The 22,100-nt window shown below is 73.0% G+C and carries 17 protein-coding genes; 5 read left to right on the forward strand and 12 right to left on the reverse strand.

Going from position 1 to position 22,100, the window contains the following annotated elements; all coding sequences use genetic code 11:
• Window positions 1–11: 11 nt before the first annotated feature.
• Window positions 12–2,858: a bifunctional acetate--CoA ligase family protein/GNAT family N-acetyltransferase gene (locus tag ACZ6Z8_RS31820; RefSeq protein ID WP_465613504.1), complete on the reverse strand. Its 2,847-nt coding sequence runs from the start codon at window positions 2,856–2,858 to the stop codon at window positions 12–14.
• Window positions 2,859–3,085: 227 nt separating this feature from the next.
• Between ACZ6Z8_RS31820 and ACZ6Z8_RS31825 the strand changes: the two genes are divergently transcribed.
• On the forward strand, window positions 3,086–3,367 hold the full coding sequence (locus ACZ6Z8_RS31825) for an HPr family phosphocarrier protein (protein WP_396536559.1): 282 nt from the start codon (window positions 3,086–3,088) through the stop codon (window positions 3,365–3,367).
• A gap of 74 nt (window positions 3,368–3,441) precedes the next feature.
• Here the strand turns inward: ACZ6Z8_RS31825 and ACZ6Z8_RS31830 are convergent, their stop codons facing one another.
• The 3 genes from ACZ6Z8_RS31830 to ACZ6Z8_RS31840 form a co-directional block, all read right to left on the reverse strand.
• On the reverse strand, window positions 3,442–4,635 hold the full coding sequence (locus ACZ6Z8_RS31830) for an RtcB family protein (protein WP_465613505.1): 1,194 nt from the start codon (window positions 4,633–4,635) through the stop codon (window positions 3,442–3,444).
• Window positions 4,636–4,967: 332 nt separating this feature from the next.
• Window positions 4,968–6,332: a M16 family metallopeptidase gene (locus ACZ6Z8_RS31835; RefSeq protein WP_465613565.1), complete on the reverse strand. Its 1,365-nt coding sequence runs from the start codon at window positions 6,330–6,332 to the stop codon at window positions 4,968–4,970.
• 20 nt (window positions 6,333–6,352) lie between these two features.
• Window positions 6,353–7,696 (reverse strand): M16 family metallopeptidase, encoded by a 1,344-nt coding sequence (locus ACZ6Z8_RS31840; RefSeq protein WP_465613506.1) that lies wholly within the window; start codon window positions 7,694–7,696, stop codon window positions 6,353–6,355.
• A 307-nt stretch (window positions 7,697–8,003) separates the two neighbouring features.
• On the opposite strand from ACZ6Z8_RS31840, the gene ACZ6Z8_RS31845 reads away from it, so the two are divergent.
• Both ACZ6Z8_RS31845 and ACZ6Z8_RS31850 read left to right on the forward strand, forming a co-directional pair.
• Complete coding sequence (locus ACZ6Z8_RS31845) at window positions 8,004–10,454, forward strand: DNA gyrase/topoisomerase IV subunit A (protein ID WP_465613507.1); 2,451 nt, start codon at window positions 8,004–8,006, stop codon at window positions 10,452–10,454.
• Window positions 10,455–10,587: 133 nt separating this feature from the next.
• On the forward strand, window positions 10,588–11,490 hold the full coding sequence (locus tag ACZ6Z8_RS31850) for a sucrase ferredoxin (RefSeq protein ID WP_465613508.1): 903 nt from the start codon (window positions 10,588–10,590) through the stop codon (window positions 11,488–11,490).
• A 140-nt stretch (window positions 11,491–11,630) separates the two neighbouring features.
• Here ACZ6Z8_RS31850 and ACZ6Z8_RS31855 read toward each other — a convergent pair whose 3' ends face one another.
• The 3 genes from ACZ6Z8_RS31855 to ACZ6Z8_RS31865 all read right to left on the reverse strand — a co-directional run bounded on the left by ACZ6Z8_RS31855 (window position 11,631) and on the right by ACZ6Z8_RS31865 (window position 14,494).
• Window positions 11,631–12,692, reverse strand: coding sequence for an ABC transporter substrate-binding protein (locus ACZ6Z8_RS31855; protein WP_465613509.1), 1,062 nt, complete (start codon window positions 12,690–12,692; stop codon window positions 11,631–11,633).
• 124 nt (window positions 12,693–12,816) lie between these two features.
• Entirely contained in the window at window positions 12,817–13,698 is an 882-nt protein-coding gene (locus tag ACZ6Z8_RS31860) for an ABC transporter permease (protein ID WP_465613510.1), read from the reverse strand.
• Window positions 13,688–14,494 carry an ABC transporter ATP-binding protein gene (locus ACZ6Z8_RS31865; RefSeq protein WP_402827381.1) on the reverse strand — a complete coding sequence of 269 codons (807 nt, stop codon included), beginning with the start codon at window positions 14,492–14,494 and terminating at the stop codon, window positions 13,688–13,690. Before ACZ6Z8_RS31865 ends, ACZ6Z8_RS31860 begins: the two co-directional genes overlap by 11 nt.
• A 300-nt stretch (window positions 14,495–14,794) precedes the next feature.
• Here ACZ6Z8_RS31865 and ACZ6Z8_RS31870 point away from each other — a divergent pair, with 300 nt between their 5' ends.
• Together ACZ6Z8_RS31870 and ACZ6Z8_RS31875 are read left to right on the forward strand one after the other, a co-directional pair.
• On the forward strand, window positions 14,795–16,387 hold the full coding sequence (locus ACZ6Z8_RS31870; protein ID WP_465613511.1) for a sensor histidine kinase: 1,593 nt from the start codon (window positions 14,795–14,797) through the stop codon (window positions 16,385–16,387).
• Complete coding sequence (locus ACZ6Z8_RS31875) at window positions 16,387–17,076, forward strand: response regulator (RefSeq protein WP_465613512.1); 690 nt, start codon at window positions 16,387–16,389, stop codon at window positions 17,074–17,076. Before ACZ6Z8_RS31870 ends, ACZ6Z8_RS31875 begins: the two co-directional genes overlap by 1 nt.
• A 91-nt stretch (window positions 17,077–17,167) precedes the next feature.
• On the opposite strand, the gene ACZ6Z8_RS31880 is transcribed toward ACZ6Z8_RS31875, so the two are convergent.
• The 5 genes from ACZ6Z8_RS31880 to ACZ6Z8_RS31900 form a co-directional block, all read right to left on the reverse strand.
• On the reverse strand, window positions 17,168–18,844 hold the full coding sequence (locus tag ACZ6Z8_RS31880; RefSeq protein WP_465613513.1) for a solute symporter family protein: 1,677 nt from the start codon (window positions 18,842–18,844) through the stop codon (window positions 17,168–17,170).
• On the reverse strand, window positions 18,841–19,464 hold the full coding sequence (locus ACZ6Z8_RS31885; RefSeq protein ID WP_465613514.1) for a DUF485 domain-containing protein: 624 nt from the start codon (window positions 19,462–19,464) through the stop codon (window positions 18,841–18,843). The genes ACZ6Z8_RS31880 and ACZ6Z8_RS31885 overlap by 4 nt, the downstream gene beginning before the upstream one ends.
• A 127-nt stretch (window positions 19,465–19,591) precedes the next feature.
• Window positions 19,592–20,311, reverse strand: a complete 720-nt coding sequence (locus ACZ6Z8_RS31890; protein ID WP_465613515.1) for a response regulator — start codon at window positions 20,309–20,311, stop codon at window positions 19,592–19,594.
• A complete protein-coding gene (locus ACZ6Z8_RS31895; RefSeq protein WP_465613566.1) occupies window positions 20,308–21,465 on the reverse strand; it encodes a sensor histidine kinase in 1,158 nt (385 codons plus the stop codon). The genes ACZ6Z8_RS31890 and ACZ6Z8_RS31895 overlap by 4 nt, the downstream gene beginning before the upstream one ends.
• 85 nt (window positions 21,466–21,550) lie before the next feature.
• Entirely contained in the window at window positions 21,551–22,036 is a 486-nt protein-coding gene (locus ACZ6Z8_RS31900; RefSeq protein ID WP_465613516.1) for a DUF1453 domain-containing protein, read from the reverse strand.
• Window positions 22,037–22,100 lie beyond the last annotated feature (64 nt).

A 22,100-nucleotide genomic window follows, 5' to 3' on the forward strand; every position in this document is an offset into this window, starting at 1 on the left:
ACCAAGGAAGGTTACAGCGTGCTCATCGCGCGCGGGCCCAGATCGCTGCGGACGGGCAGCGGCGCGACCCGCACCCGCGCTCCCAGGATCGCCAGTCCGTGCGGGGCCACGACCACCGGTTCGAGGTCCACCGAGGCGATCTCCGGGACGTCGTCCACCAGCTGCGACACCCGCAGCAGCAGTTCCTCCAGGGCGTCGGTGTCCACCGCCTCGGCGCCGCGCCAGCCGAACAGCAGCGGCGCCGCCCGCACCTCGCGGATCAGTCCGGCGACGTCCTGGTCGGTCGCCGGGACGAGCCGGTGGGCCACGTCGCCGAGCAGTTCGGCCGGGGCCCCGGCCAGACCGAAGGAGAGGATCGCGCCGACCGCCGGGTCGACCGTGGCCCCGATCACGGTGTCCACCCCGCGCGGGGCCAGCCGCTGCACCACCAGCTCGGCCCCGGCCGCGCCGCCGAGCAGGGCGTCCAGCTCGCGGTGGGCCCGGCGCAGGCCCGGCTCGCCGGTGAGGTCCAGCCGGACGCTGCCCAGGTCGGGGCGGTGGCGCAGGTGCGGGGCCGTCGCCTTCAGGGCCACCGGGTAGCCGAGCTGCTCGGCGGCCCGGACGGCGGCCTCCTCGTCCGGGGCGGGCAGCGTGGGCGAGACGTCGATGCCGTAGCGGGCCAGCAGCGCCCGGGCCTCGGTGTCCGGCAGGGTGATCCGGGCGCCGCCGGGCTGGGTGCGCGCGGCGACGGCGGCCCGGGTGCTCAGCGCCGCCTCCACCAGGGCGCGGGCGCCGGGCTCGTCGATCCGGTCCAGCTCGGGGACGCGCGCCGTCTCCTCCGCCTCGGCGGTGCGGCGGCGCCACTGCGCGTAGTGCACAGCGTGCGCGAGGGCGCGCACGGCGCGCTCGGGCGCCGCGTAGGCCGGGATGCCGCCGGGGCGCAGCCGGCTGGGCAGGTCGGTCAGGGCCAGGTGGGCCAGCACCAGGGGCTTGCCCAACTCCCGTGCGCGCTCGCCCGCTTCGAGCAGGGCGGTGGCGATCTCCGGGTCGTCCGAGCCCATCTCCGGGTCGTCCGGGCCGGCCAGTCGGCCGCCCATGAAGGCGTGCGCGGAGGTGCCGATCGGCGGGATGGCGACGGCGATCACCGCGTCCACGTTCGGGTCGCCGAGCGCGACGTCCAGGGCGATCCGGAAGTTCTCGCCGGTGGCGGCGGTGGTGAGGTCGACGGGAGTGCACGGGCGCAGCCCGGCGCTCAGGCAGGAGTCGTAGGTGAGCAGGCCGAGCGAGTCGGAGTTGCCGACCACGGCGACCCGGTCGCCGGGCGGCAACGGCTGCTGGGCGAGCAGCTCGCCGGTGTCGAAGAGCTCGGTGATGGTCGCCACCCTGATCACCCCGGCCTGCTCGAACAGCGCGTCGACGGTGGCGTCGCGCAGGCCGGTGGCGGTGGCCGGGACGGCGTGGCCGGGCGGCAGGCTGCCGGTGTGGCGGGCGCCCTTGACCACCACCACCGGCTTGGCGGTGGCCAGGCGGCGGGCGATCCGGGTGAACTTGCGGGGGTTGCCGAAGGACTCCAGGTAGAGCAGCACCACCTCGGTGGCGTCGTCCTCGGCCCAGTACTGCAGGAAGTCGTTACCGGACACGTCCGAGCGGTTGCCGACCGAGGCGAAGGAGGAGATGCCGAGGCCGCGCCGGTGGGCGGACTCCAGCAGGGCAACACCGATCGCCCCGGACTGGCAGAAGATCCCGAAGCCGCCGCGGTCGGGCAGGTGGGGGGCGAGCGAGGCGTTCAGCTGGTGGTCGGGGTCGGTGTTGATCAGGCCGAAGGCGTTCGGGCCGATCACCCGCATCCCCGCCGCGCGGGCCTGGCGGACCAGGGCGCGCTGGCGGTCGCGGCCCTCCGGACCGGTCTCCGCGTAGCCGGCGGTGACCACCACCAGGCCCTGCACGCCGTGCGCGCCGCACTCGGCGACGGCCGCCGGGACGGCGCTCTCGGGAACGGCGATCACCGCGAGGTCGACCGGCCCGGGAATGTCCAGAATCGAACGGTGCACCGGGATGCCGTCCAGCTCGGTGCCGGGCGGGGCGCCGCGGTTCACCGCGTAGACGGCACGCGGGGCCCGCTTGGGGTCGTACCGGCTCCCGAACTCGGTGTCGAAGCTGCCGAGCAGGTCGCGCAGGAGGGCCCGGCCGACGGTCTGCGGGTTGCGGGAGACGCCGATCACGGCCACCGAGCGCGGGGTCAGCAGCCGCTGCACCGAGCGGGCCTCGGCGCGGTGCTCGCGGGCGCGCATCACGGCGAGCGAGCGGTCGGTCTGTTCGAGGTCGAACTCCAGGTGCACCACGCCGTCGGCGAAGCTGCGGCGCTGGGTGTAACCGGCGTCGGTGAAGACCTTCACCATCTTGCGGTTCTCCGGCAGCACCTCGGCCTGGAAGCGGCGGATGCCGCGCTCCTGGGCGACCGCGGCGATGTGCTCCAGCAGGGCGGAGGCGACCCCGCGGCCCTGGTGGGCGTCCTGGACCAGGAAGGCGACCTCGGCGTCGGTGCCGTGCTCGGAGGGGCGCCCCTCGGCATCGATCCGGTCGTAGCGCACGGTGGCGATGAAGTGGTCCCGGACCACGACGGCGAGGCCGACCCGGTTCACGAAGTCGTGGTGGGTGAAGCGGCGGACGTCCTTGTCGGACAGCCGCGGGTAGGGGGCGAAGAAGCGGAAGTACTTGGACTGGTCCGAGACCTGCTCGTAGAACTCGACCAGCCGCCCGGCGTCGTCGGGAGTGATCGGCCGGATCCGGGCCGTGCCGCCGTCGCGCAGCAGGACGTCGGCTTCCCAGTGCTGCGGATAGTCGGGTTGCGCGGAGTTCGCCACCGCGGGGTCTTCCACATTCGTCAGGTTATCCGGCGACGGGCCGAATGGCGCCGGGCGCGTGCTCACGGCAGGGTGGACAGGGCCACTGGCCGGGCCTTATGCCCCGAAAAGAAACAATCACAAGTCCCGAACGCCGCGCCTGGAAGGGGTTGTCTGCGTGCAACACTGGTCTAGACAACACGGTCGTTCCCCCCGCTCCCCCGAGCACGGCCGTGACCAGCTTCACCGGAAAGGCACGTCTCATGGCTGAGCGCCGCGTCACCATCGGTTGGGCCGAGGGCCTGCACGCCCGTCCCGCCTCCATCTTCGTCCGGGCCGTTACGGCCACCGGCGTGCCGATCACCATCGCCAAGCCGGGCGGCAACCCGGTCAACGCAGCCTCGATGCTCGGCCTTCTCGGCCTGGGCGCCCAGGGCGGCGAAGAGGTCATCCTGGCCTCCGACGCCCCCGACGCCGACGACGCCCTCGACCGCCTCGCCAAGCTCGTCTCCGAGGGCCTCGACGAGCTCCCCGCCGCCGCCTGACCCCGGGCAACTGCCCGATCGGGGTGTCGCCACATCGTGGCGGCACCCCGATCCGCTCCTCGGGAGGCCTGGACTCAGCCCTTGACGCAGACCACCTGCTTGAGGTGCGCGACCACCTCGACCAGGTCCTTCTGCTGCTCGATGACCTTCTCGATGGACTTGTAGGCGCCCGGGATCTCGTCCACCACGCCGCTGTCCTTGCGGCACTCCACGCCCGCGGTCTGCTCGGCCAGGTCACGTGTGGTGAACCGCTTCTTGGCGGCGTTGCGGCTCATCTTCCGGCCGGCGCCGTGCGAGGCGGAGTTGAACGAAGCCGCGTTGCCCAGGCCGCGGACGATGTAGGACCCCGTCCCCATCGAACCCGGGATGATCCCCAGGTCGCCGGAGCCGGCCCGGATCGCGCCCTTGCGGGTCACCAGCAGGTCGACGCCGTCGTAGCGCTCCTCCGCGACGTAGTTGTGGTGACAGCTGATCACCTCGTCGAAGGTGACTCCCGCCTTGGTGAACTCGCGCCGGACGACGTCCTGGAAGAGCGCCATCATCAGGGCGCGGTTGTGCTTCGCGTACTCCTGCGCCCAGAAAAGGTCCTGGCGGTAGTCGGCCATCTCCGGGGTCTTCGCGAGGAAGACCGCCAGGTCCCGGTCGACCAGGCCCTGGTTGTGCGACAGCGAACGGGCGACGCCCATGTGGTGCTCCGCCAGCTCCTTGCCGATGTTGCGGGAGCCGGAGTGCAACATCAGCCAGACCGCGTCAGTCGTATCGACACACAGTTCGATGAAATGATTTCCTCCACCAAGCGTCGCCATCTGCTGCATCGCCCGCTCGCGGCGCCACTTGACCTCCTCCGCCACCCCGTCGAAGCGCTGCCAGAAGTCGTCCCAGCCCGCCGCGCGGAAGCCGTACAGCTTCGTCGGGTCGACCGGGTCGGTGTGGAGGCCGCGGCCGACCGGGATCGCCTGCTCGATCTTGTTGCGCAGGCCGGAGAGGTCGTCCGGGAGGTCCTTGGCGGTGAGGGAGGTCTTCACCGCGCTCATCCCGCAGCCGATGTCGACGCCGACCGCCGCCGGGCAGACCGCGCCCTTCATGGCGATGACGGAGCCGACGGTCGCGCCCTTGCCCAGGTGGACGTCCGGCATCACGGCGAGGCCGTGCAGCCAGGGCAGGGAGCTGATGTTGCGCAGCTGCTGCAGGGCCGCGCCCTCGACCGTCGCCGGGTCGGTCCACATCCGGATCGGCACCCGGATTCCGGGCACTTCGGTGTACGTCATGGTTGAACGACCTCCATGGGTCGGGGAATTCACGAGAAATGGGGTGCCGCGCGAAGAATCCCGGCGTGGCTCGGGGAAGTTCAGGGGCGGGTGCGCTCAGGCAGCCGGAGCGGAACAGGGGAGGAACGGCCTTGGGGAGCGTCGTCGTATCTCTCGCTCGACCCGCATGGTGACCGCCTCCCTTCGTTCGTCGCAGTTCGCAGTTCGCACGTGTGGTGCGTCGGGGAACATCTATCCACGGAACCACCGGGACCCGCAACGGATTTAAATACGCGTCCGGCCCGGCGGAGCGGGCAGGCTCCACCGGGCCGGACGAGAAGCAACCGCAGGCGTCAGCTGATGACGGTGACCTCACCGATCCCGAGCGCCCGCACGTCGTCCGCGATCTCGGCGGCGTCGCCGACCAGGACGGTGACCAGGCGGTCCGGCGGGAAGGCCGCGACCACGGCCTCGGTGGCCGCCGCGGTGGGCAGTTCGGCCAGCTGCCGGTAGACCTCGGCCTGGTAGTCGTCCGGGAGGTGCTGCTCGACCTGGTCGGCCAGGGTGCCGGCGACCGAGCCCGCGGTCTCGTACTTCAGCGGCGCGACGCCGACCAGGAACTGCACGGCCTCGTCGCGCTCGGCGTCGGTGAGGCCCTCGGCGGCGAGGGTGCGCAGGATGGTCCAGGTGTCGGCGAGCGCGGGGGCGGTGGAGGCGGTGTCCACCGAGCCGCTGATGGCGAGCAGCGCGCGCCCGCTGCCGTCGGCGGCGGAGCGCAGCGGCTGGGCGAAGGCGCGGACGCCGTAGGTGTAGCCCTTCTCCTCGCGCAGGACGCGGTCGAGGCGGGAGGTGAGGGTGCCGCCGAGGCAGTAGGTGCCGAGGATCTGGGCGGCCCAGACCGGGTCGTGGCGGTCGGGGCCGATCCGGCCGATCAGCAGCTGGGTCTGGACGGAGCCGGGCCGGTCGACGATGACGACGCGGCCGCGGTCGTCGCCGGTGACGGGGGCGTGGACGGAGGGCTCGGCGGCGGAGCCGGTCCAGGTGCCGAGGGTGCTCTCCAGCAGGGCGGGCAGGTCGACGCCGGTGAGGTCGCCGACCACCACGACGGTGGTGGTGGCGGGGCGCACATGGGCGTCGTAGAAGGCCTTGACGGCGGCGCGGTCGATCGACTTGACGGTGTCGGCGGTGCCGCTGCGGGGCCGGGAGAGGCGGTCCGCGGCGTCGAAGAGCTCGGCGTAGAGGGCCTTGGCGGCGCGCCGGGCGGGGTTGGCCTGCTCGTGGACGATCTCGTCGAGGCGGTTGGCGACGAGGCGCTCGATCTCCTCGGCCGGCAGGGCCGGGGCGCGCAGGGCGTCGGCGAGCAGGGTGAGGCCGCGCTGGAGCCGGGAGGCCGGGACCTCCAGGGCGACCCGGATGCAGGGGTGGTCGGCGTGGGCGTCGAGGGTGGCGCCGGCGCGTTCGAGCTCGCCGGCGAACTCCTCGGCGGTGAGGGTGTCGGTGCCCTCGTTGAGGGCGCGGGCGAGGATGGCGGCGATGCCGTCGAGTCCCTCGGGTTCGGCGGCGAGCGGGGCGTCGAGGAGGACCTCGACGGCGACCAGCTGCTGGCCGGGCCGGTGGCAGTGCAGGACGGTGATGCCGTTGCCGAGGGCGGCGCGCTCGGGGGCGGGGAACGCCCACGGGCTGGGGGTACCGGGCCGGGGCTGGGGGTGGAAGGTCATCGCGGGGACGTAGTCGGTGCTCATACGGCGGCACCCTCCTCTTCGGAAGCGGCGTCGGAAGCGTCGTCGGCGGTCGCGGTCGGCTCGTAGACGAGGACGGCCCGGTTTTCGGGGTGGAGCCGGGCCTGGGCGACGGCCTGGACCTCTTCGGCGGTGACGTCGAGCACCTTGGGGAGGGCCTCGTTGAGCAGCTTGGGGTCGCCGAACAGGACGGCGTAGCGGCAGAGTTCGTCGGCGCGGCCGGCGACGGTGGTGAGCCGGTCGAGCCACTCGCGCTCGATCTGGGCCTGGGCGCGCTCCAGTTCCTCGGCGGTGGGGCCCTCGGCGGCGAAGCGGGCGAGTTCCTCGTCGACGGCGGCGTCGATCTGCGCGATGGTGGCGTCGCCGGAGGTCTTGACGTCGAGCCAGCCGAGGCTGGGGGCGCCGGCCAGGCGCAGCAGGCCGAAGCCGGCGGCGACGGCGGTGCGGTCGCGCCGGACGAGCCGGTTGTAGAGGCGGCTGGACTCGCCGCTGCCGAGGATGGTGAGGGCGAGGTCGGCGGCGTCGGCCTCGCGGGTGCCGTCCTGGGGCAGGCGGTAGGCGGCCATCAGGGCGCGGGAGGGGACGTCCTCGGTGAGGTTCTGGCGGAGTTCGCGGCCGATGGTGTCGGGGAGTTCGCCGGAGCGCGGGGGCTGCTTGCCGTCGTGGGCGGGGATGGAGCCGAAGTACTTCTCGACCCAGGCGATGGTCTGCTCGGGGTCGATGTCGCCGACGATGGACAGCACGGCGTTGTTGGGCGCGTAGTAGGTGCGGAAGAACGCGCGGGCGTCGTCGAGGGTGGCGGCGTCGAGGTCGGCCATGGAGCCGATGGGGGTGTGGTGGTACGGGTGGCCGTCGGGGAAGGAGAGCGCGGTGAGCTTCTCGAAGGCGGTGCCGTACGGGACGTTGTCGTAGCGCTGGCGGCGTTCGTTCTTGACGACGGCGCGCTGGTTCTCCATGGACGTCTCGTCGAGCGCGGCGAGCAGGGAGCCCATCCGGTCGGCCTCCAGCCAGAGGGCGAGCTCCAACTGGTGGGCGGGCATGGTCTCGTAGTAGTTGGTGCGCTCGAAGCTGGTGGTGCCGTTGAGCGAGCCGCCGGCGCCCTGGACGAGTTCGAAGTGCCCGTTGTTGGAGACGTTGGCGGAGCCCTGGAACATCAGGTGCTCGAAGAGGTGGGCCAGGCCGGTGCGGCCCTTGACCTCGTGGCGGGAGCCCACGTCGTACCAGAGGCAGACGGCGGCGACCGGGGTGAGGCGGTCCTCGGAGAGGACGACGCGCAGGCCGTTGGCCAGGCGGTGCTCGGTGATGGCGATGCCTCGGCTGGAGGCGGGGGCCGGGTTGGCCATGCGCTCGGGTCCTTCCCGTCGTCGATGTCGGGGTTCGTGTGGCGTCCCCCATTGTGGTGCAACGCGCGGGGAGCGTGTTCGTGCCCGCGCGGAAGCGGCGTTCGCCAGGGGCGGAAGAGGGCCGCTGACCGGGAGTGTCGGCGCGAGGGTCCACAATGGGGGCGCCGCGCCCTGTTGACCGCGCCCGGTTGACGGGTCGCGGCGGCAGGACGGCGAAGCAGGACGGCGACGTCCGTCCGACGATTTGACCGACGGCCGACGACCGACCGACGACACAGCCAGCGACACGTAAGGGAGCCCCGCCGCGATGGCCCGCCGCAGTTCGCAGACCCCGCCGCCCGGAGACTTCGAGGAGCGGATCCTCGACGTCGACGTCGTGGACGAGATGCAGGGCTCCTTCCTGGAGTACGCCTACTCGGTGATCTACTCGCGTGCGCTGCCGGACGCGCGGGACGGTCTGAAGCCGGTGCACCGCCGGATCCTGTACCAGGCCAACGAGATGGGCCTGCGTCCGGACCGCGCGCACGTGAAGTGCGCCCGTGTGGTGGGCGAGGTGATGGGTCGGCTTCACCCGCACGGTGACGCGTCGATCTACGACTCGGTGGTGCGCATGGCGCAGCCGTTCTCGATGCGGCTGCCGCTGATCGACGGGCACGGCAACTTCGGTTCGCTGGGCAACGACGACCCGCCGGCGGCGATGCGCTACACGGAGTCGCGGCTGACGGCGGCCTCGATGGCGATGGTGGAGTCGATCCACGAGGACACGGTCGACTTCGGGCCGAACTACGACGGCAGCGAGCAGGAGCCGCTGGCGCTGCCGGCGGCGTTCCCGAACCTGCTGGTGAACGGCGCGACGGGCATCGCGGTGGGCATGGCGACGAACATGCCGCCGCACAACCTGTCCGAGGTGGTGGCGGCGGCCCGGCACCTGATCAAGCACCCGAACGCGGACCTGGACACGCTGATGCGGTTCGTGCCCGGCCCGGACCTGCCGACGGGCGGGCGGATCGTGGGTCTGTCGGGGATCCGGGACGCGTACGAGTCGGGCCGCGGCACGTTCAAGATCCGGGCGACGGCGACGGTGGAATCGGTGACGGCGCGCCGCAAGGGCATCGTGGTGACCGAGCTGCCGTACAACGTCGGCCCGGAGAAGGTCATCTCGAAGATCAAGGACCTGGTCAACGCGAAGAAGCTGCAGGGCATCGCGGACGTCAAGGACCTGACCGACCGCGAGCACGGGCTGCGGCTGGTGATTGAGGTGAAGAACGGCTTCGTGCCGGAGGCGCTGCTGGAGCAGCTCTACAAGCTGACGCCGATGGAGGAGACCTTCGGCATCAACAACGTGGCGCTGGTGGACGGGCAGCCGCTGACCCTGGGCCTGAAGGAGCTGCTGGAGGTCTACGTCGACCACCGGTTCACGGTGGTGCGCCGGCGCAGTGACTTCCGCCGCCGCAAGCGGGAGGAGCGGCTGCACCTGGTCGAGGGTCTGCTGGTGGCCCTGGTCGACATCGACGAGGTCATCGCGATCATCCGGTCGAGTGACAACGCCCAGCAGGCGAAGGAGCGTCTGATGGAGCGCTTCTCGCTGTCGGAGACGCAGACCGGGTACATCCTGGACACCCCGCTGCGCCGGCTGACCAGGTTCGACCGGGTGGAGCTGGAGCAGGAGAAGGCGAAGCTGACCTCGGAGATCGCGGAGCTGACCGAGATCCTGGAGTCGGACAGCAAGCTGCGCAGCGTGGTGTCGTCCGAACTGGGCGCGGTGTCCAAGCAGTTCGGGACGGAGCGGCGGACGGTGCTGCTGGAGGCGGGGGCGGCTCCGTCGGCGGCGCTGGCGGTGCCGCTGGAGGTCGCGGACGACCCGTGCCGGGTGCTGCTGTCCTCGACGGGGCTGCTGGCGCGGACGGCCGACGGTGAGCCGTTCGAGCTGTCGGAGAAGCGGGCGAAGCACGACGTGATCGTGTCGGCGGTGCCGGCGACGGCGCGGGCGGACGTGGGCGTCGTGACGTCGGCGGGCCGGGTGCTGCGGCTGCCGGTGATCGACCTGCCGGCGCTGCCGCCGACGCCTTCGCCGACGCTGGCGGGCGGGGCCGCGGTGAACGAGTTCCTGCGGCTGGAGCCCGGGGAGCGGGTGCTGGCGCTGACCACGCTGGACGAGTCCTCGCCGGGGCTGGCGCTGGGCACCGTGCAGGGTGTGGTGAAGCGGGTGGTGCCGGAGTGGCCGGCGAACAAGGACGAGTTCGAGGTCATCGCCCTCAAGGACGGCGACGAGCTGGTGGGCGCGGTCGAACTGCGCACGGGTGAGGAGGACTTGGTCTTCGTCACCTCGGACGCGCAGCTGCTGCGCTACCCGGCGGGCCAGGTTCGTCCGCAGGGCCGTCCGGCGGGTGGCATGGCGGGCGTCAAGCTGGCGGAAGGCGCCCGGGTGCTGTCGTTCACGGCGGTGGATCCGGCCGCGGACGCGGTGGTGGTCTCGGTGGCGGCGGCTTCGGGCACGCTGTCGGGTGTCGAGCAGACGTCCTGGAAGGTCACCCCGTTCGAGCAGTACCCGCGCAAGGGCCGGGCGACCGGTGGCGTGCGCTGCCAGCGCTTCCTGCGCGGCGAGGACGGCCTGGCGTTCGCCTGGGTCGGTGCCGCCCCGGCCCGGGCCGCCACCGCCAAGGGGGCGCCGGTCGACCTGCCGGAGCGTGATCCGCGCCGGGACGGCTCGGGCACTCCGGTGACGACTCCGATCGCGGTGGTCGCCGGCCCGGCGTAGCAAGGGTTCGGGAGGGCGGGGTGCGCGTGGGCGCCCCGCCCTCCGGCCTGCCCGGAGGTTCCCGTTCCGGGCGGTTCCGGGCTCCTCGCAGGCCCCCGGGCCGGGACGAACCGCTGAGGGTAGCCTTGCCTAGATGAGCACCTGTACGACCCTTTCGCGTGAACTTGCGGAGCCGCTGGCCGCGACCGCCGCGGTGGCGACCACCTGGCTGCTGGTGGAGCAGAACGGCCCGTGGGGCGCGAAGGCACTGGGCGAGAGCCACCTCGACCGGGCGACCGGGCGGGCACTGGAGGCCGCCACGGCCGGTACGGGCGTGCGGGTGGCGCTGGTCCGGCGGCCGGGCCGGCACGCGGACTGCCTGCCGACGGCGCGGCACGGGGTGGTCGTCGCGCACACGGTGCCGGGCCGTGGCTGGGTGCGCCGGGCCCAGGTGGCGGACCCGGCGGAGCTGCTGGAACTGGACTTCGCGGCGCTGGGCGCCGGTGACCACACGGGCTTCGGGGCGGAGCACGTCGGCGGCCCGATGGCGCTGGTGTGCACCAACGGCCGCCGGGACCGCTGCTGCGCGCTGCTGGGCCGTCCGCTCGCGGCGGAGCTGGCGGCGGCCGGGCACAGCGAGGTGTGGGAGGTGACCCACCTGGGCGGGCACCGCTTCGCGCCCACGATGCTGGTGCTGCCGTACGGCTACGCGTACGGGCGGCTGACGCCGGAGAGCGCCAAGGAGGTGCTGGCGGCGACCGCGGCCGGGCACATGGTGCCGGAGTGGTCGCGGGGCTGCTCCGGCTGGGAGCGGCCGGGGCAGGCGGCCGAGCACGCGGTGCGGCTGGCGACCGGCGAGACCCGGGTGGACGCGCTGACCGTGGCCCAGCGGCCGGACGGCGAGGGCCGCTGGCTGGTGCGGGTGGTGCACCGGGACGGCCGGGCGTGGGAGGTGGACGTGATCGAGACGGTGAGCGAGCCGCCGCGTCCGGAGAGCTGCGGCAAGGCGGCGGGGACGCCGTCACGGATGGACGTGCTGTCGGTCCGGGGCGTGTAGCGGCCCCGCGCCCGTGGGGGTGAGCGCGGGACCGCGGCCGGGCCGGGGATCCCATGACCCGGTGCCCCGATGACCCGATGACCCGATGATCAGGTGACCCGTGACCGGTGACCCGGTGACCGAGGATCCTGGGATCCGGATCAGCCGGTGGTGGCCTTGCCGACGAACTCCGTGGTGTACGTCCGGGACAGGTCGATCGTCCCCTCCTTGCCCTGGACGTCCGGGTGGAAGGCGGCGAGCACCGCGAGCACGGTCCTGGGCCCGTCGGCGGGCATCACCCCGTCGGTGGTGAACATCGGCAGGGTGGACTTGATCGCCGCCGCGTACTGCGCGGCCCCGCCCTGGGCGTAGTCGGCGGGCATCTGCGCGGCGATCTCCTCGGGGGTGTGGGTGGACATCCACTTGAGGGTCTTCACGAAGGCGTTGGCGAGCTTCTGGGTGGTGTCCTTGTTCTTCTCCACCCACTCGGTGCTCATGTACAGCGAGGACGACGGGTAGAGCCCGCCGAGCGCCTGGCGCGAGCCCTCGGGGGTGCGCATGTCGTAGAGGACCTTGCCGAGACCCTTGTCGAGGACGTTGGCGACGGTCGGGTCGGTGGTCATCCCGGCGTCGATGCTGCCCTGCTGGAGAGCGGCGACGAAGGTCTGGCCGGCGCCGACGGCGATCGGGCTGAAGTCGCTGACGGAGGCGCCGTTCTTGACCGCGAGGTACTTGGTGAGGAAGTCGGTGGAGGAGCCGATGCTGGTGACGCCGAGCTTCCTGCCCTTGAAGTCGGCGCCGGACTTGATGGCGTCGGCCTGCTTGGTGGAGACCAGTTCGACCTCGCCGGGGGCCTGGGCGAACTGCACCACGGACTCGACGTGCTTGCCCTTGGCCTGCAGGTCGATGGTGTGGTCGTAGAAGCCGACGGCACCCTGGACGTCGCCGGCCAGCAGCGCGGTGGTGGCGTTGACACCGGCCGGCTCGGTCAGCAGCTCGACGTTGACACCGGCGTCGGCGAAGTAACCGAGCCGCTGGGTGAGCATCGCGGGCAGGTAGATGACCTTGTCCAGGCCGCCGACCATGATCTTGACCTTGGGTCCGTCGACCTGCTTGCCGGCCGGGGCGGCGGCGCCGTGGGCGGAGCTGGCGGCGTCGTTGGCACAGGCGGAGAGCGGGAGGAGCAGGACGGCGGCGAGGGCGGCGACGGCTGATCTGCGCATCACAGGGGGAGCCTCTCTCTTCTTACGGGCGGGGGGAGTTCAGCCGCTCTGCCGACGGCGGCGGGGAGTTCAGCCGAGTGGCAGGCAGGCGGCGGGAGTTCAGCCGCGTGGCAGGCGGGGACGGTCAGCGGCCGTCGCCGGCGTCGGCCGGCTTCCAGCGGAACAGCTTCTTCTCGGCGAAGGTCAGCAACCCCTCGGTGACCAGCGCGACGACCGCCAGGATGGTCATGGCGGCGTACACCCCGGCCGCGTTGAAGGTGCCCTGGGCGGCGGCGACCAGCAGGCCCAGACCCTTGGTGGCGCCGATGTACTCGCCGACGATCGCGCCGATCAGCGCGAAGCCGAAGCTGACGTGCAGGCTGGTGAAGATCCAGGTGGTGGCGGCGGGGATGACCACCTGCAGGGTGACCTTGCGGTTGTCGGCGCCCAGGATGCGGGCGTTGGCAACCAGGTTGCGGTCCACCTCGCGGGCGCCCTGGAAGGCGTTGAAGAACACCGGGAAGAACACCAGCACCACCGCGGAGGCGACCTTGGAGGCCGGGCCGAGGCCGAACCAGATCAGGAAGATCGGGGCGAGCACGATGCGCGGGATGGCGTTGAGCACCTTGACGTACGGCCCGAACACATCGGCCAGGAAGCGGACCCGGCCGAGCGCGATGCCCAGCAGCACACCGCAGACCACGCCGATCACCCAGCCGCTGAGGGCCTCGTACAGGGTGTAGCCGATCTGCTCGCCGAGCGAGCCCTGGGCGGTGCCGTGGGTGATCCACTGCCAGATCTGGTCCCAGATCTTCGACGGCTGCGAGAAGTTGAACGGGTCGATGACCTCGGTGCGGGCGCACACCTCCCACAGCCCGAGGAAGGCGACCAGCACTGCGGCCCGGGCCGTGTGGACGGTCAACTTCCGGTTGCGGGCGGCCCGTTCGCGGGCCTCGGTGCGCGTTCCGGTGGCCGGGGACTTCCCGGCCGCGGTCGCGGCGGTCTCGGACGCGGTCTCAAGCGGCACGACCCGCTCCTCTCTCCCGGGTGATGCGCACCTCTTCGCCGAGCGAGGCCCAGATCTCGCGGTACAGCTCGACGAACCTCGGTTCCAGCCGGACGGCCTCCACGGTGCGCGGTCGTGGCAGGTCGACGGTGAAGATCTCCTTGACGGTCGCGGGCCCGGCCGTCATCACGACGACCCGGTCGGCGAGCGCGATGGCCTCGTCGAGGTCGTGGGTGACGAAGACCACCGACGAGCCCGTCCCGGCCCACAGCTCCAGCAGCTGGTCGGACATCAGGGCACGGGTCTGCACGTCCAGCGCCGAGAACGGCTCGTCCATCAGCAGGATGGTCGGGTCGTTGACGAAGGTCTGGGCGAGCGCGACGCGCTTGCGCATGCCGCCGGACAGCTGGTGCGGGTAGCGGTCCTCGAAGGCGGCCAGGCCGACCCGGCCCAGCCAGTCCCGGGCCCGCTCCTTGGCCTCGGCGGCGGGCACGCCGCGGAAGCGCGGCCCGGCCATGACGTTGGACAGCACGGTGCGCCAGGGGAAGACGGCGTCCTGCTGGAAGACGAACCCGACCTTGGGGTCGATCCCGCGCACGGGCCGGCCGTACACCCGGACGTCGCCCTCGGTGGGCTCCTCCAGGCCACTGACCAGGGTCAGCGTGGTGGACTTGCCGCAGCCGGTCGGGCCGACGACGGCGACGAACTCGCCCTGGGCGACGGTCAGGTCGAGATCGCGGACGGCGGTGTGCAGCGCCCCGGAGGGGGTGCGGAAGCGTTTCGTCGCGCCCGTCAGCTCGATCGCCGGGGTGCTCATTCCCCACCTCGCTTCGCCCGGCGGGCGCTTCGCGCCGGTGGCACCTCTCGATGGTTCACTCGCTGCGCTCGCTCACGCATTCGTTCCTCCCGGGTCAGTGCTTGCCCCGGAAAGGTAGGAGCGGGCCCGGCCTCGGCGGGAGCCTTCTCCGCGTAGTGCGACTTCTCCGCCTTGAGGGGTGTTCTGCTCGTTTTGCTTCCGCTACAACTGCGGGACGCGGGCTGACAGAAACACGCCGGAAACATAGGGTGTCCCGACCCCCGGTACCCCCCGCCCGCACCACCCCGAGAGGAGGCCCGGATGAAGCTCCCCCACTGGCCCCGCCGGGTCTTCGCCCAGCTCCTGCTGAGCCAGACCGTCGTCACCTTCGGTGTCGCCGCCGTGACCGCCGGGCTCTTCCTGGCCCCGGTCAGCAGCGAACTGGACCACGACGCGATGCAGCGGGCGCTGTCCATCGCCCAGGCCACCGCCACCGACGAGACGATCGCCCGGGCCGCCGACACCCGCGACGTCGTCACCGCGCAGCGCAACGCCGAACAGATCCGGCTGGCCACCGGCGCCAGCTTCGTCGTGGTCACCGACCTGGACGGCATCCGCCTCTCGCACACCGACCCGGGCAGGATCGGCCAGCGGGTCAGCACCGACCCCGAGCCGGCGCTGGGCGGCCGCAGCGTCACCGCGATCCAGGAGGGCACCCTGGGCCGCACCGCCCGCGGCAAGGTGCCGCTGCGGACGGCGGACGGCCGGATCGTCGGCGAAGTGTCGGTCGGCATCAGCGACGACTCGATCCGCCGCCGCCTGCTGAAGATGCTCACCGGCATCCTGCTGTGCGCCGGCGCGGGCCTGGCGGCCGGGACGGCCGCCACCCTCGTCCTGGCCCGCCGGCTCAAGCGCCGCACCCACAACATCGCGCTCGCCGACATCTCCGCGCTGCTGGTCGAGCGCGAGGCGATGCTGCACGGCATCCGCGAGGGCATGGTGGCGCTGGACGAGCGCGGCCGGATCCGGCTGGCCAACGACGAGGCCGTCCGGCTGCTCGGCCTGCCCGAGGACTGCACCGGCCGCCCGATCGCCGAGGTGCTGCCGCCGGGCCGGCTGGCCGACGTGCTGACCGGGCGGATCACCGGCGCCGACCTGCCCGCCGTACGGGACGACCGGGTCCTGGTGGTCAACCGGACGGCCACCACCGAGGGCGCGGTGGTGACGCTGCGCGACCGCACCGAACTGGAGTCGCTGGTCCGCGAGCTGGACACCACCCGCAGCCTGACCGAGGCGCTGCGCGCCCAGGACCACGAACACGCCAACCGGATGCACACCCTGCTCGGCCTGCTCGAACTCGGCCGCCACGAGCAGGCGGTGGCCTTCATCTCGGAGCAGTCCGGCTCGCACGCCGTGGTCGCCGCCCGCATCGCCGAGCAGGTGCAGGACCCGCACGTGGCGGCGCTGCTCGCGGGCAAGACCGCGGTGGCCGGCGAGCGCGGGGTGCGGCTGGTCCTGTCCCCCGCGGCGCACCTGCCCGACGCGGTGGTGGACGCCCGGGCGCTGGTGACGGTGCTCGGCAACCTGATCGACAACGCGGTGGACGCGCTGGTGCCGGGCGGGGGCGGGCGGCTGGAGGTGACGTTGGCGGCGGCCGGCTCCACCCTGCTGCTGCAGGTCGCGGACAGCGGCCCGGGCGTGCCGGAGGAACTGCGCGAGCAGGTCTTCGAGGAGGGGTGGACCAGCAAGGACGCGCCCGCGCACCGTCCGCGCGGGCTGGGCCTGGCGATGGTGCGGCGGCTGGTCGAACGGACCGGCGGCCGGATCGTGCTCGACACCGGCCCGCTGGGCGGCGCCCGGTTCACCGTGGAGCTCCCCGAGGCCCTGCTCACCGCTCAGCTCGTGGAGGCGTGATGATCGACGTACTCGTGGTGGACGACGACTTCCGGGTCGCGGACGTGCACGCCGCGTACGTGGCCAAGGTGCCGGGCTTCCGGGTCACCGGCACCGCCCACAGCGCCGGGGAGGCCCTGGCCGCGCTGGAGCGCCGCCCGGTCGACCTGCTGCTGCTCGACCACCACCTGCCGGACGAGACCGGCCTGGCCCTGGTGCGCCGGCTGCGGGAACGGCAGGTGGCCTGCGACGTGATGATGGTGACCGCCGCCCGGGACGTCTCCACCGTGCACGCCGCGATGCAGCACGGCGCGCTGCAGTACCTGGTGAAGCCGTTCACCTTCGCCGGGCTGCGGGACAAGCTGGTCTCCTACGCCCAGCTGCGGCACGCGCTGGCCGCGCCCGCCCGGGAGGCCGGCCAGGACGAGGTCGACCGGCTGTTCGCGACCCTGCGCAGCGCCTGCGCGCCCACCGGGGCGCTGCCGAAGGGCCACTCGGCGCCCACCACCGACCTGGTGCTGGGCGTGCTGCGGCGGGCGGGCCGGCCGCTGTCCGCCCAGGAGGTCGCCGACGCCACCGGCCTGAGCCGCTCGACCGCCCAGCGCTACCTCAAGCAGCTGGAACGGGACAGCCGGCTGCGGCTGACCCTGCGCTACGGCGACACCGGCCGCCCCGAGCACCGCTACGGGCTGGCCGCGCGGAGCGCGTAGGGCGTCCGCCCCCGGACGCGCGGCGCAACCCGCCCCGGACGTGCGGGAACCCCGGCGGCCCCAAGCCCGCCGGGGTTCCCGGGGCGCGGCCCTAGGCCGCGCCCGCACCGGTGAGGGCGCGCACCTCCAGCTCCGCGAAGCGGTCCGCGTCGGCGGGCTCGGGCGAGGTGAGCGTCCCGATCCACCCGGCCAGGAAGCCGAGCGGGATGGAGACGATGCCGGGGTTCTCCAGCGGGAACCAGTGGAAGTCGACGCCGGGGAACAGCGCCACCTTGGAGCCGGAGACCACCGGCGAGAAGAAGACCAGCACGATCGCCGGGACGAGTCCGCCGTACACCGACCAGACCGCTCCCCGCGCGGTGAACCGCGACCAGAACAGGCTGTAGAGCAGCACCGGCAGGTTCGCCGAGGCAGCCACCGCGAAGGCCAGGCCGACCAGGAAGGCGACGTTCAGCTGCTGGGCGTAGAGGCTGATCACGATCGCCGCCGCGCCGATGCCGGCGGCCGCGAAGCGGGCGACCACCACCTCCTGCTGTTCGCTGGGCTTCTCGGCGGCCTCTCCCCCGCGGCGGCGGCGCGGGCCGCTGCGCCAGGCGCCCGCCCAGATGTCGTGGGCGAAGGCGGCGGAGGAGGCCAGGGTCAGTCCGGCGACCACGGCGAGGATGGTGGCGAAGGCGATCGCCGAGATCAGCGCGAACAGCACCACCCCTCCGGTGCTGCCGTTGCCGCCGCCGAGCACCAGGGCGAGCAGCGGAACGGCGGTGTTCCCGGCCGAGTTGGCGTGCCGCACCTCGGCCGAGCCGATCAGCGCGGTGGCGCCCAGGCCGAGCGCGATGGCCATCAGGTAGAAGCCGCCGACCAGGCCGATCGCCCACATCGTGGAGCGGCGGGCGGCCCGGGCGGTGGGCACGGTGTAGAAGCGGGACAGGATGTGCGGCAGGCCCGCGGTGCCGAGCACCAGGGCCAGGCCGAGACTGAAGAAGTCCAGGCGGCTGGTGAAGCTGGCGCCGTACTTGAGCCCGGGTTCGAGGTAGCGGTGCCCGGCCCCGCTGTGCTGGGCGGCCTGGCGCATCAGCGCGAAGAGGTCGCCGTGGAAGCGCACCACCAGCAGCACGGTGAGCAGCACCGAGCCGGCGATCAGCAGGAAGGCCTTGACGATCTGGATCCAGGTGGTGGCCCGCATGCCGCCGATCGTGACGTAGACGATCATCAGGGCGCCGACCGCGATGATGGTCCAGGTCCGGGCCTGGGCGCTGTCGGTGCCGAGCAGCAGGGCGACCAGCGAGCCGGCGCCGACCATCTGGGCGACCAGGTAGAGCAGGGTGACCACGACGCTGGCACCGCCGGCCGCCGCCCGCACCCGCCGACTGCGCAGCCGCAGCGCGAGGACGTCGGCGAGGGTGTACCGGCCGGCGTTGCGGACGAGTTCGGCGACCAGCATCAGCACGACCAGCCAGGCGACCAGGAAGCCGATGCTGTACAGCACGCCGTCGTAGCCGTACAGGGCGATCAGCCCGGCGACGCCGAGGAACGAGGCGGCGGAGAGGTAGTCGCCGGAGAGCGCGAAGCCGTTCTGCAGCGGGGTGAAGTCCCGCCCGCCGGCGTAGAAGTCCTCGGCGGCGTTGCCCTGGCGGCCGACCCAGAGGGTGATGCCGAGGGTGACCAGGACGATGACGGCGAACAGCACGACCGCCAGGCTGTGGTGCTGGCCGGTGGGGGCGACGGGGGGCGGGGTGGCGGTGGTCATCACGCCGGTGGTGGCCGTCATCGCAGCTGGTCCTGGGTGTCCCAGCGCAGGCCCAGGGCGACGCGGTCGCGCTTGGTCCGGGCGTTGCGGGCGTAGAGCCAGGTGAGCAGGAAGGTGGAGGCGAACTGCAGCAGGCCGAGCAGCCAGGCCACGTTGAGCGGGCCGGCCACCGGGCTGCGCATCGCGCCGGGCACGGCGGCGTCGGCGGCGACGTACAGCAGGTACCAGACGAAGAAGGCGGCGCAGGTCGGGAAGACGAACGTGCGGTAGCTGCGCCGGATGTCCTGGAAGGCCGCGCTGGCCTGGACGCTCCGGTAGACCTCGGTGCTGTCGGCGGTGCTCACCGGCGCCGGCTCCTGGGCCACCGGGGCCGGGGCGGCCGCCGGAAGCGGCGGTACCGGCGGTACGACGGGCGGGGCGAAGGGCGGCATTGCGGGCGCCGTCTGCGGGACGGGCGGGGCGGCCACCGGCTCGGTGGCGGCGGTCGACTCGGCGGCGGCCGGACGGACGGGCCCCGGTTGGGCCGGTACGGCCGTTCGGCGGGGCGCGGCAGCCTGCTCGGAAGCGGTGGCGGTGGCCTGAGCGGCCCACCAGTCGAATCGCTGCCCCTGGCCGGGACTGCTGGTCTGCTGCTGTGGCACTGCTGCTCCTGGGCCGGGCCGGGCGTTCTGACCCGAACCATCATGGAGGGCGCCGGACACCGTCCCTGACCATTGCAGATACCTTCACTCGATGAGGTGATCGATCATCTGACGGACGCTCATCCGACTACTGCTGCGTACCGGTGATTCCGTGTCGGAAGGCGTACGCGACCGCCTGCGCGCGGTCCCGCACCGCGGTCTTGGCGAACAGATTGTTGATGTGCGTCTTCACGGTGGCCTGGCTGACGAACAGCCGCTGGGCGATCTCGGCGTTGGAGAGCCCCTCGGCGATCAGTGCGAGCACCTCCGCCTCCCGGACGGTCAGTCCGTCCGGCAGCTCCCCGGCCCGGCTGGCACCCGGCCCGGCCGGGGCACCGGGAACGCCCGGCACGCCCGGCGACGAGGACTTCGACGGAGCCTCCGAAAGCCTTTCCAGCAGCCGGAGTTGGACCTGCGGCGAGAGTCCGGCCGCACCCGAGCGGACGTCCGCGATGGCCTTGGCGATCTCCTCGCCGCCGGCGTCCTTGGTGAGGTACCCGCGCGCCCCGGCCTGCAGCGCCGGGAACAGCGACTCGTCGTCGGCGTAGGTGGTGAGCACCACGACCTCGGTCCCCGGGTGCGCGGCCCGGATCCGCCGGGTCGCCTCGACGCCGTCGACGCGCGGCATCCGCAGGTCCATCAGCACCACGTCCGGGTGATGGCGCTCCACCAGGGCGACGGCCTCCTCCCCGTCCGCCGCCGCGCCGACCACCTCGATGCCGGGCAGCAGCCCCAGCAGCATCACGATGCCCTCGCGCACCACCGTCTGGTCGTCCGCCACCAGCACCCTGGTGACCGCGGCCGTCATGCCGGCACCCGCAGCAACACCCGCCACCCTCCGTCCTCCGGGCCCGCCAGCAGCGTGCCGCCGAGCAGTTCCGCGCGTTCGCGCATCCCCAGCAGACCGTACCCGCTGCCGCTGTCGGCCAGGACACGGGAGGGCGACCCGCCCGGGGACGGCTCGCCGGGCTCGCCCGCGGACTGGCCGCGCGGCGCCCGGGCGTTGCGCACCTCCAGCTCCACCGCGTCGTCCAGGTACCGCAGTTCGACCGAGCACCGGGCGCCCGGCGCGTGCTTGCGCACGTTGGTCACCGCCTCCTGCGCCGTGCGCCGCACCGCCAGACCGGCCTCGGCGGCCAGCGGCCGGGGCGTGCCGGTGACGATGAACGGGGCCCGCTCCCGCCCGGTCAGCTCCACCAGGAACTCCCCGACCGGTGTGAACTCCCCGCGCAGCGCGGACAGTGCCTGCCTGGTCTCGACCAGCCCGTCCTGCGCCATCCGCCGTGCGGCGACGACCCGTTCGCGGATCTGCTCGCGGTCCGTCCCGGCGTCCAGCATCAGCCGGGCCGCCTCCAGGTGGACCAGCTGCGCGGAGAGGCTGTGGGCGAGCACGTCGTGGATCTCCCGGGCGATCCTGGCCCGTTCGGCGAGCGCCGCGCTCTCCGCCTCCGCGGCCCGGGCGGCACGCTCCTGGACCAGCAGCCGGCGGGCGGTGCCGCGCGCCTCGATGTCCAGCCGCAGCAGGAACCCGAGCAGGGCGGTCCCGCCGATGGTGGCGACGATGCTGAGCCAACTCGCCCAGCTGGCCGCGGTGTACGAGCCGAGCGAGGCCGTGCCGACGACCAGCGCGGGCGCGGGTGGCAGCCGGACCAGCGCGATCACGGCCAGTCCCACCCAGACCAGGTCGGCGAGTGTGTAGGCCCTCCCCCAGTCGGCCAGCCAGGCGGCCCCGACCAGGACGGCGGCCAACAGGTAGGAGGCGACCGGGCGCTGCTCCCTGCTGGCCTGGAGGAACCCCACGCAGAGGGTGGCGACCGCGGCCAGTCCGGCCGCCGCGGCCGCCACCGCCCAGCCGGTGTACCTGCCGTCGGCGAACGTCCCCCAGCCGACGACGGCCAGCAGGACGAGCCGGCCGAGCACGGTGAGGACCCGCCGCGGCCGGCTCTCGGCGTCGCGCTCCATCCCCTCCCGGGACGGCCAGCGGGTCCAGTACCACCCGGCCACGGGTGCCTCCTCGGTGCTCACTGCGATCGATCGGTGCGGTCCGTCAGTGCAGTACGGCGCTCGCCTGCGCGGGATCCAGCGTCCGGGCCCTCCAGTTGACCACGAGCGAGCGGACCAGCAGCAGGACCGCCATGCCGAGCATCAGCGAGCTGCCCGCCTGGTGGACGCCGAGGGCCGAGCCGATCGCGTACAGGCCGATCCGGACGGCGAGCATCCCGCCCCAGGCGGCCAGCGTGGCCTTGGTGCCCTTGACCAGGACCTTGCCGTCGTCGGCCCGCCAGATCCGGACGGTCCAGCCCCAGACCGTTCCCATGGCGAGTACGGCGACCAGTCCGGCCGCGAGCAGGGTGGCCGACAGCACGGCGTGCTGGTGGTCGATGATCTGCGGATCGCGCAGCGCCAGCACGCCCAGGATCAGCGGCAGCAGCCAGAAGCGGCGCTCCGTGTCCAGGCGCTGGACGCGCATCTGGCGCTGGACCACCAGGACCACCACCGCGGCGATCACGAGGAGGTTTGCTACGGCAGACATGGGAGGTTCTCCGTCCCGGGGAGAGGCTTTCGCTGACCTCTCCGACGCTACGGATCCACCGTTC

This window comes from Kitasatospora sp. NPDC101108, assembly GCF_055584725.1.

Excerpts from the sequence above, each read along its gene's own strand:
- ACZ6Z8_RS31830 (WP_465613505.1), bottom strand. The coding sequence starts at position 4,635 with ATGACGTACACCGAAGTGCCCGGAATCCGGGTGCCGATCCGGATGTGG.
- ACZ6Z8_RS31880 (WP_465613513.1), bottom strand. The coding sequence starts at position 18,844 with ATGACGGCCACCACCGGCGTGATGACCACCGCCACCCCGCCCCCCGTC.
- ACZ6Z8_RS31900 (WP_465613516.1), bottom strand. The coding sequence starts at position 22,036 with ATGTCTGCCGTAGCAAACCTCCTCGTGATCGCCGCGGTGGTGGTCCTG.
- ACZ6Z8_RS31855 (WP_465613509.1), bottom strand. The coding sequence starts at position 12,692 with ATGCGCAGATCAGCCGTCGCCGCCCTCGCCGCCGTCCTGCTCCTCCCG.
- ACZ6Z8_RS31850 (WP_465613508.1), top strand. The coding sequence starts at position 10,588 with ATGAGCACCTGTACGACCCTTTCGCGTGAACTTGCGGAGCCGCTGGCC.
- ACZ6Z8_RS31875 (WP_465613512.1), top strand. The coding sequence starts at position 16,387 with ATGATCGACGTACTCGTGGTGGACGACGACTTCCGGGTCGCGGACGTG.
- ACZ6Z8_RS31895 (WP_465613566.1), bottom strand. The coding sequence starts at position 21,465 with ATGGAGCGCGACGCCGAGAGCCGGCCGCGGCGGGTCCTCACCGTGCTC.
- ACZ6Z8_RS31870 (WP_465613511.1), top strand. The coding sequence starts at position 14,795 with ATGAAGCTCCCCCACTGGCCCCGCCGGGTCTTCGCCCAGCTCCTGCTG.
- ACZ6Z8_RS31890 (WP_465613515.1), bottom strand. The coding sequence starts at position 20,311 with ATGACGGCCGCGGTCACCAGGGTGCTGGTGGCGGACGACCAGACGGTG.
- ACZ6Z8_RS31825 (WP_396536559.1), top strand. The coding sequence starts at position 3,086 with ATGGCTGAGCGCCGCGTCACCATCGGTTGGGCCGAGGGCCTGCACGCC.
- ACZ6Z8_RS31835 (WP_465613565.1), bottom strand. The coding sequence starts at position 6,332 with ATGACCTTCCACCCCCAGCCCCGGCCCGGTACCCCCAGCCCGTGGGCG.
- ACZ6Z8_RS31845 (WP_465613507.1), top strand. The coding sequence starts at position 8,004 with ATGGCCCGCCGCAGTTCGCAGACCCCGCCGCCCGGAGACTTCGAGGAG.
- ACZ6Z8_RS31865 (WP_402827381.1), bottom strand. The coding sequence starts at position 14,494 with ATGAGCACCCCGGCGATCGAGCTGACGGGCGCGACGAAACGCTTCCGC.
- ACZ6Z8_RS31840 (WP_465613506.1), bottom strand. The coding sequence starts at position 7,696 with ATGGCCAACCCGGCCCCCGCCTCCAGCCGAGGCATCGCCATCACCGAG.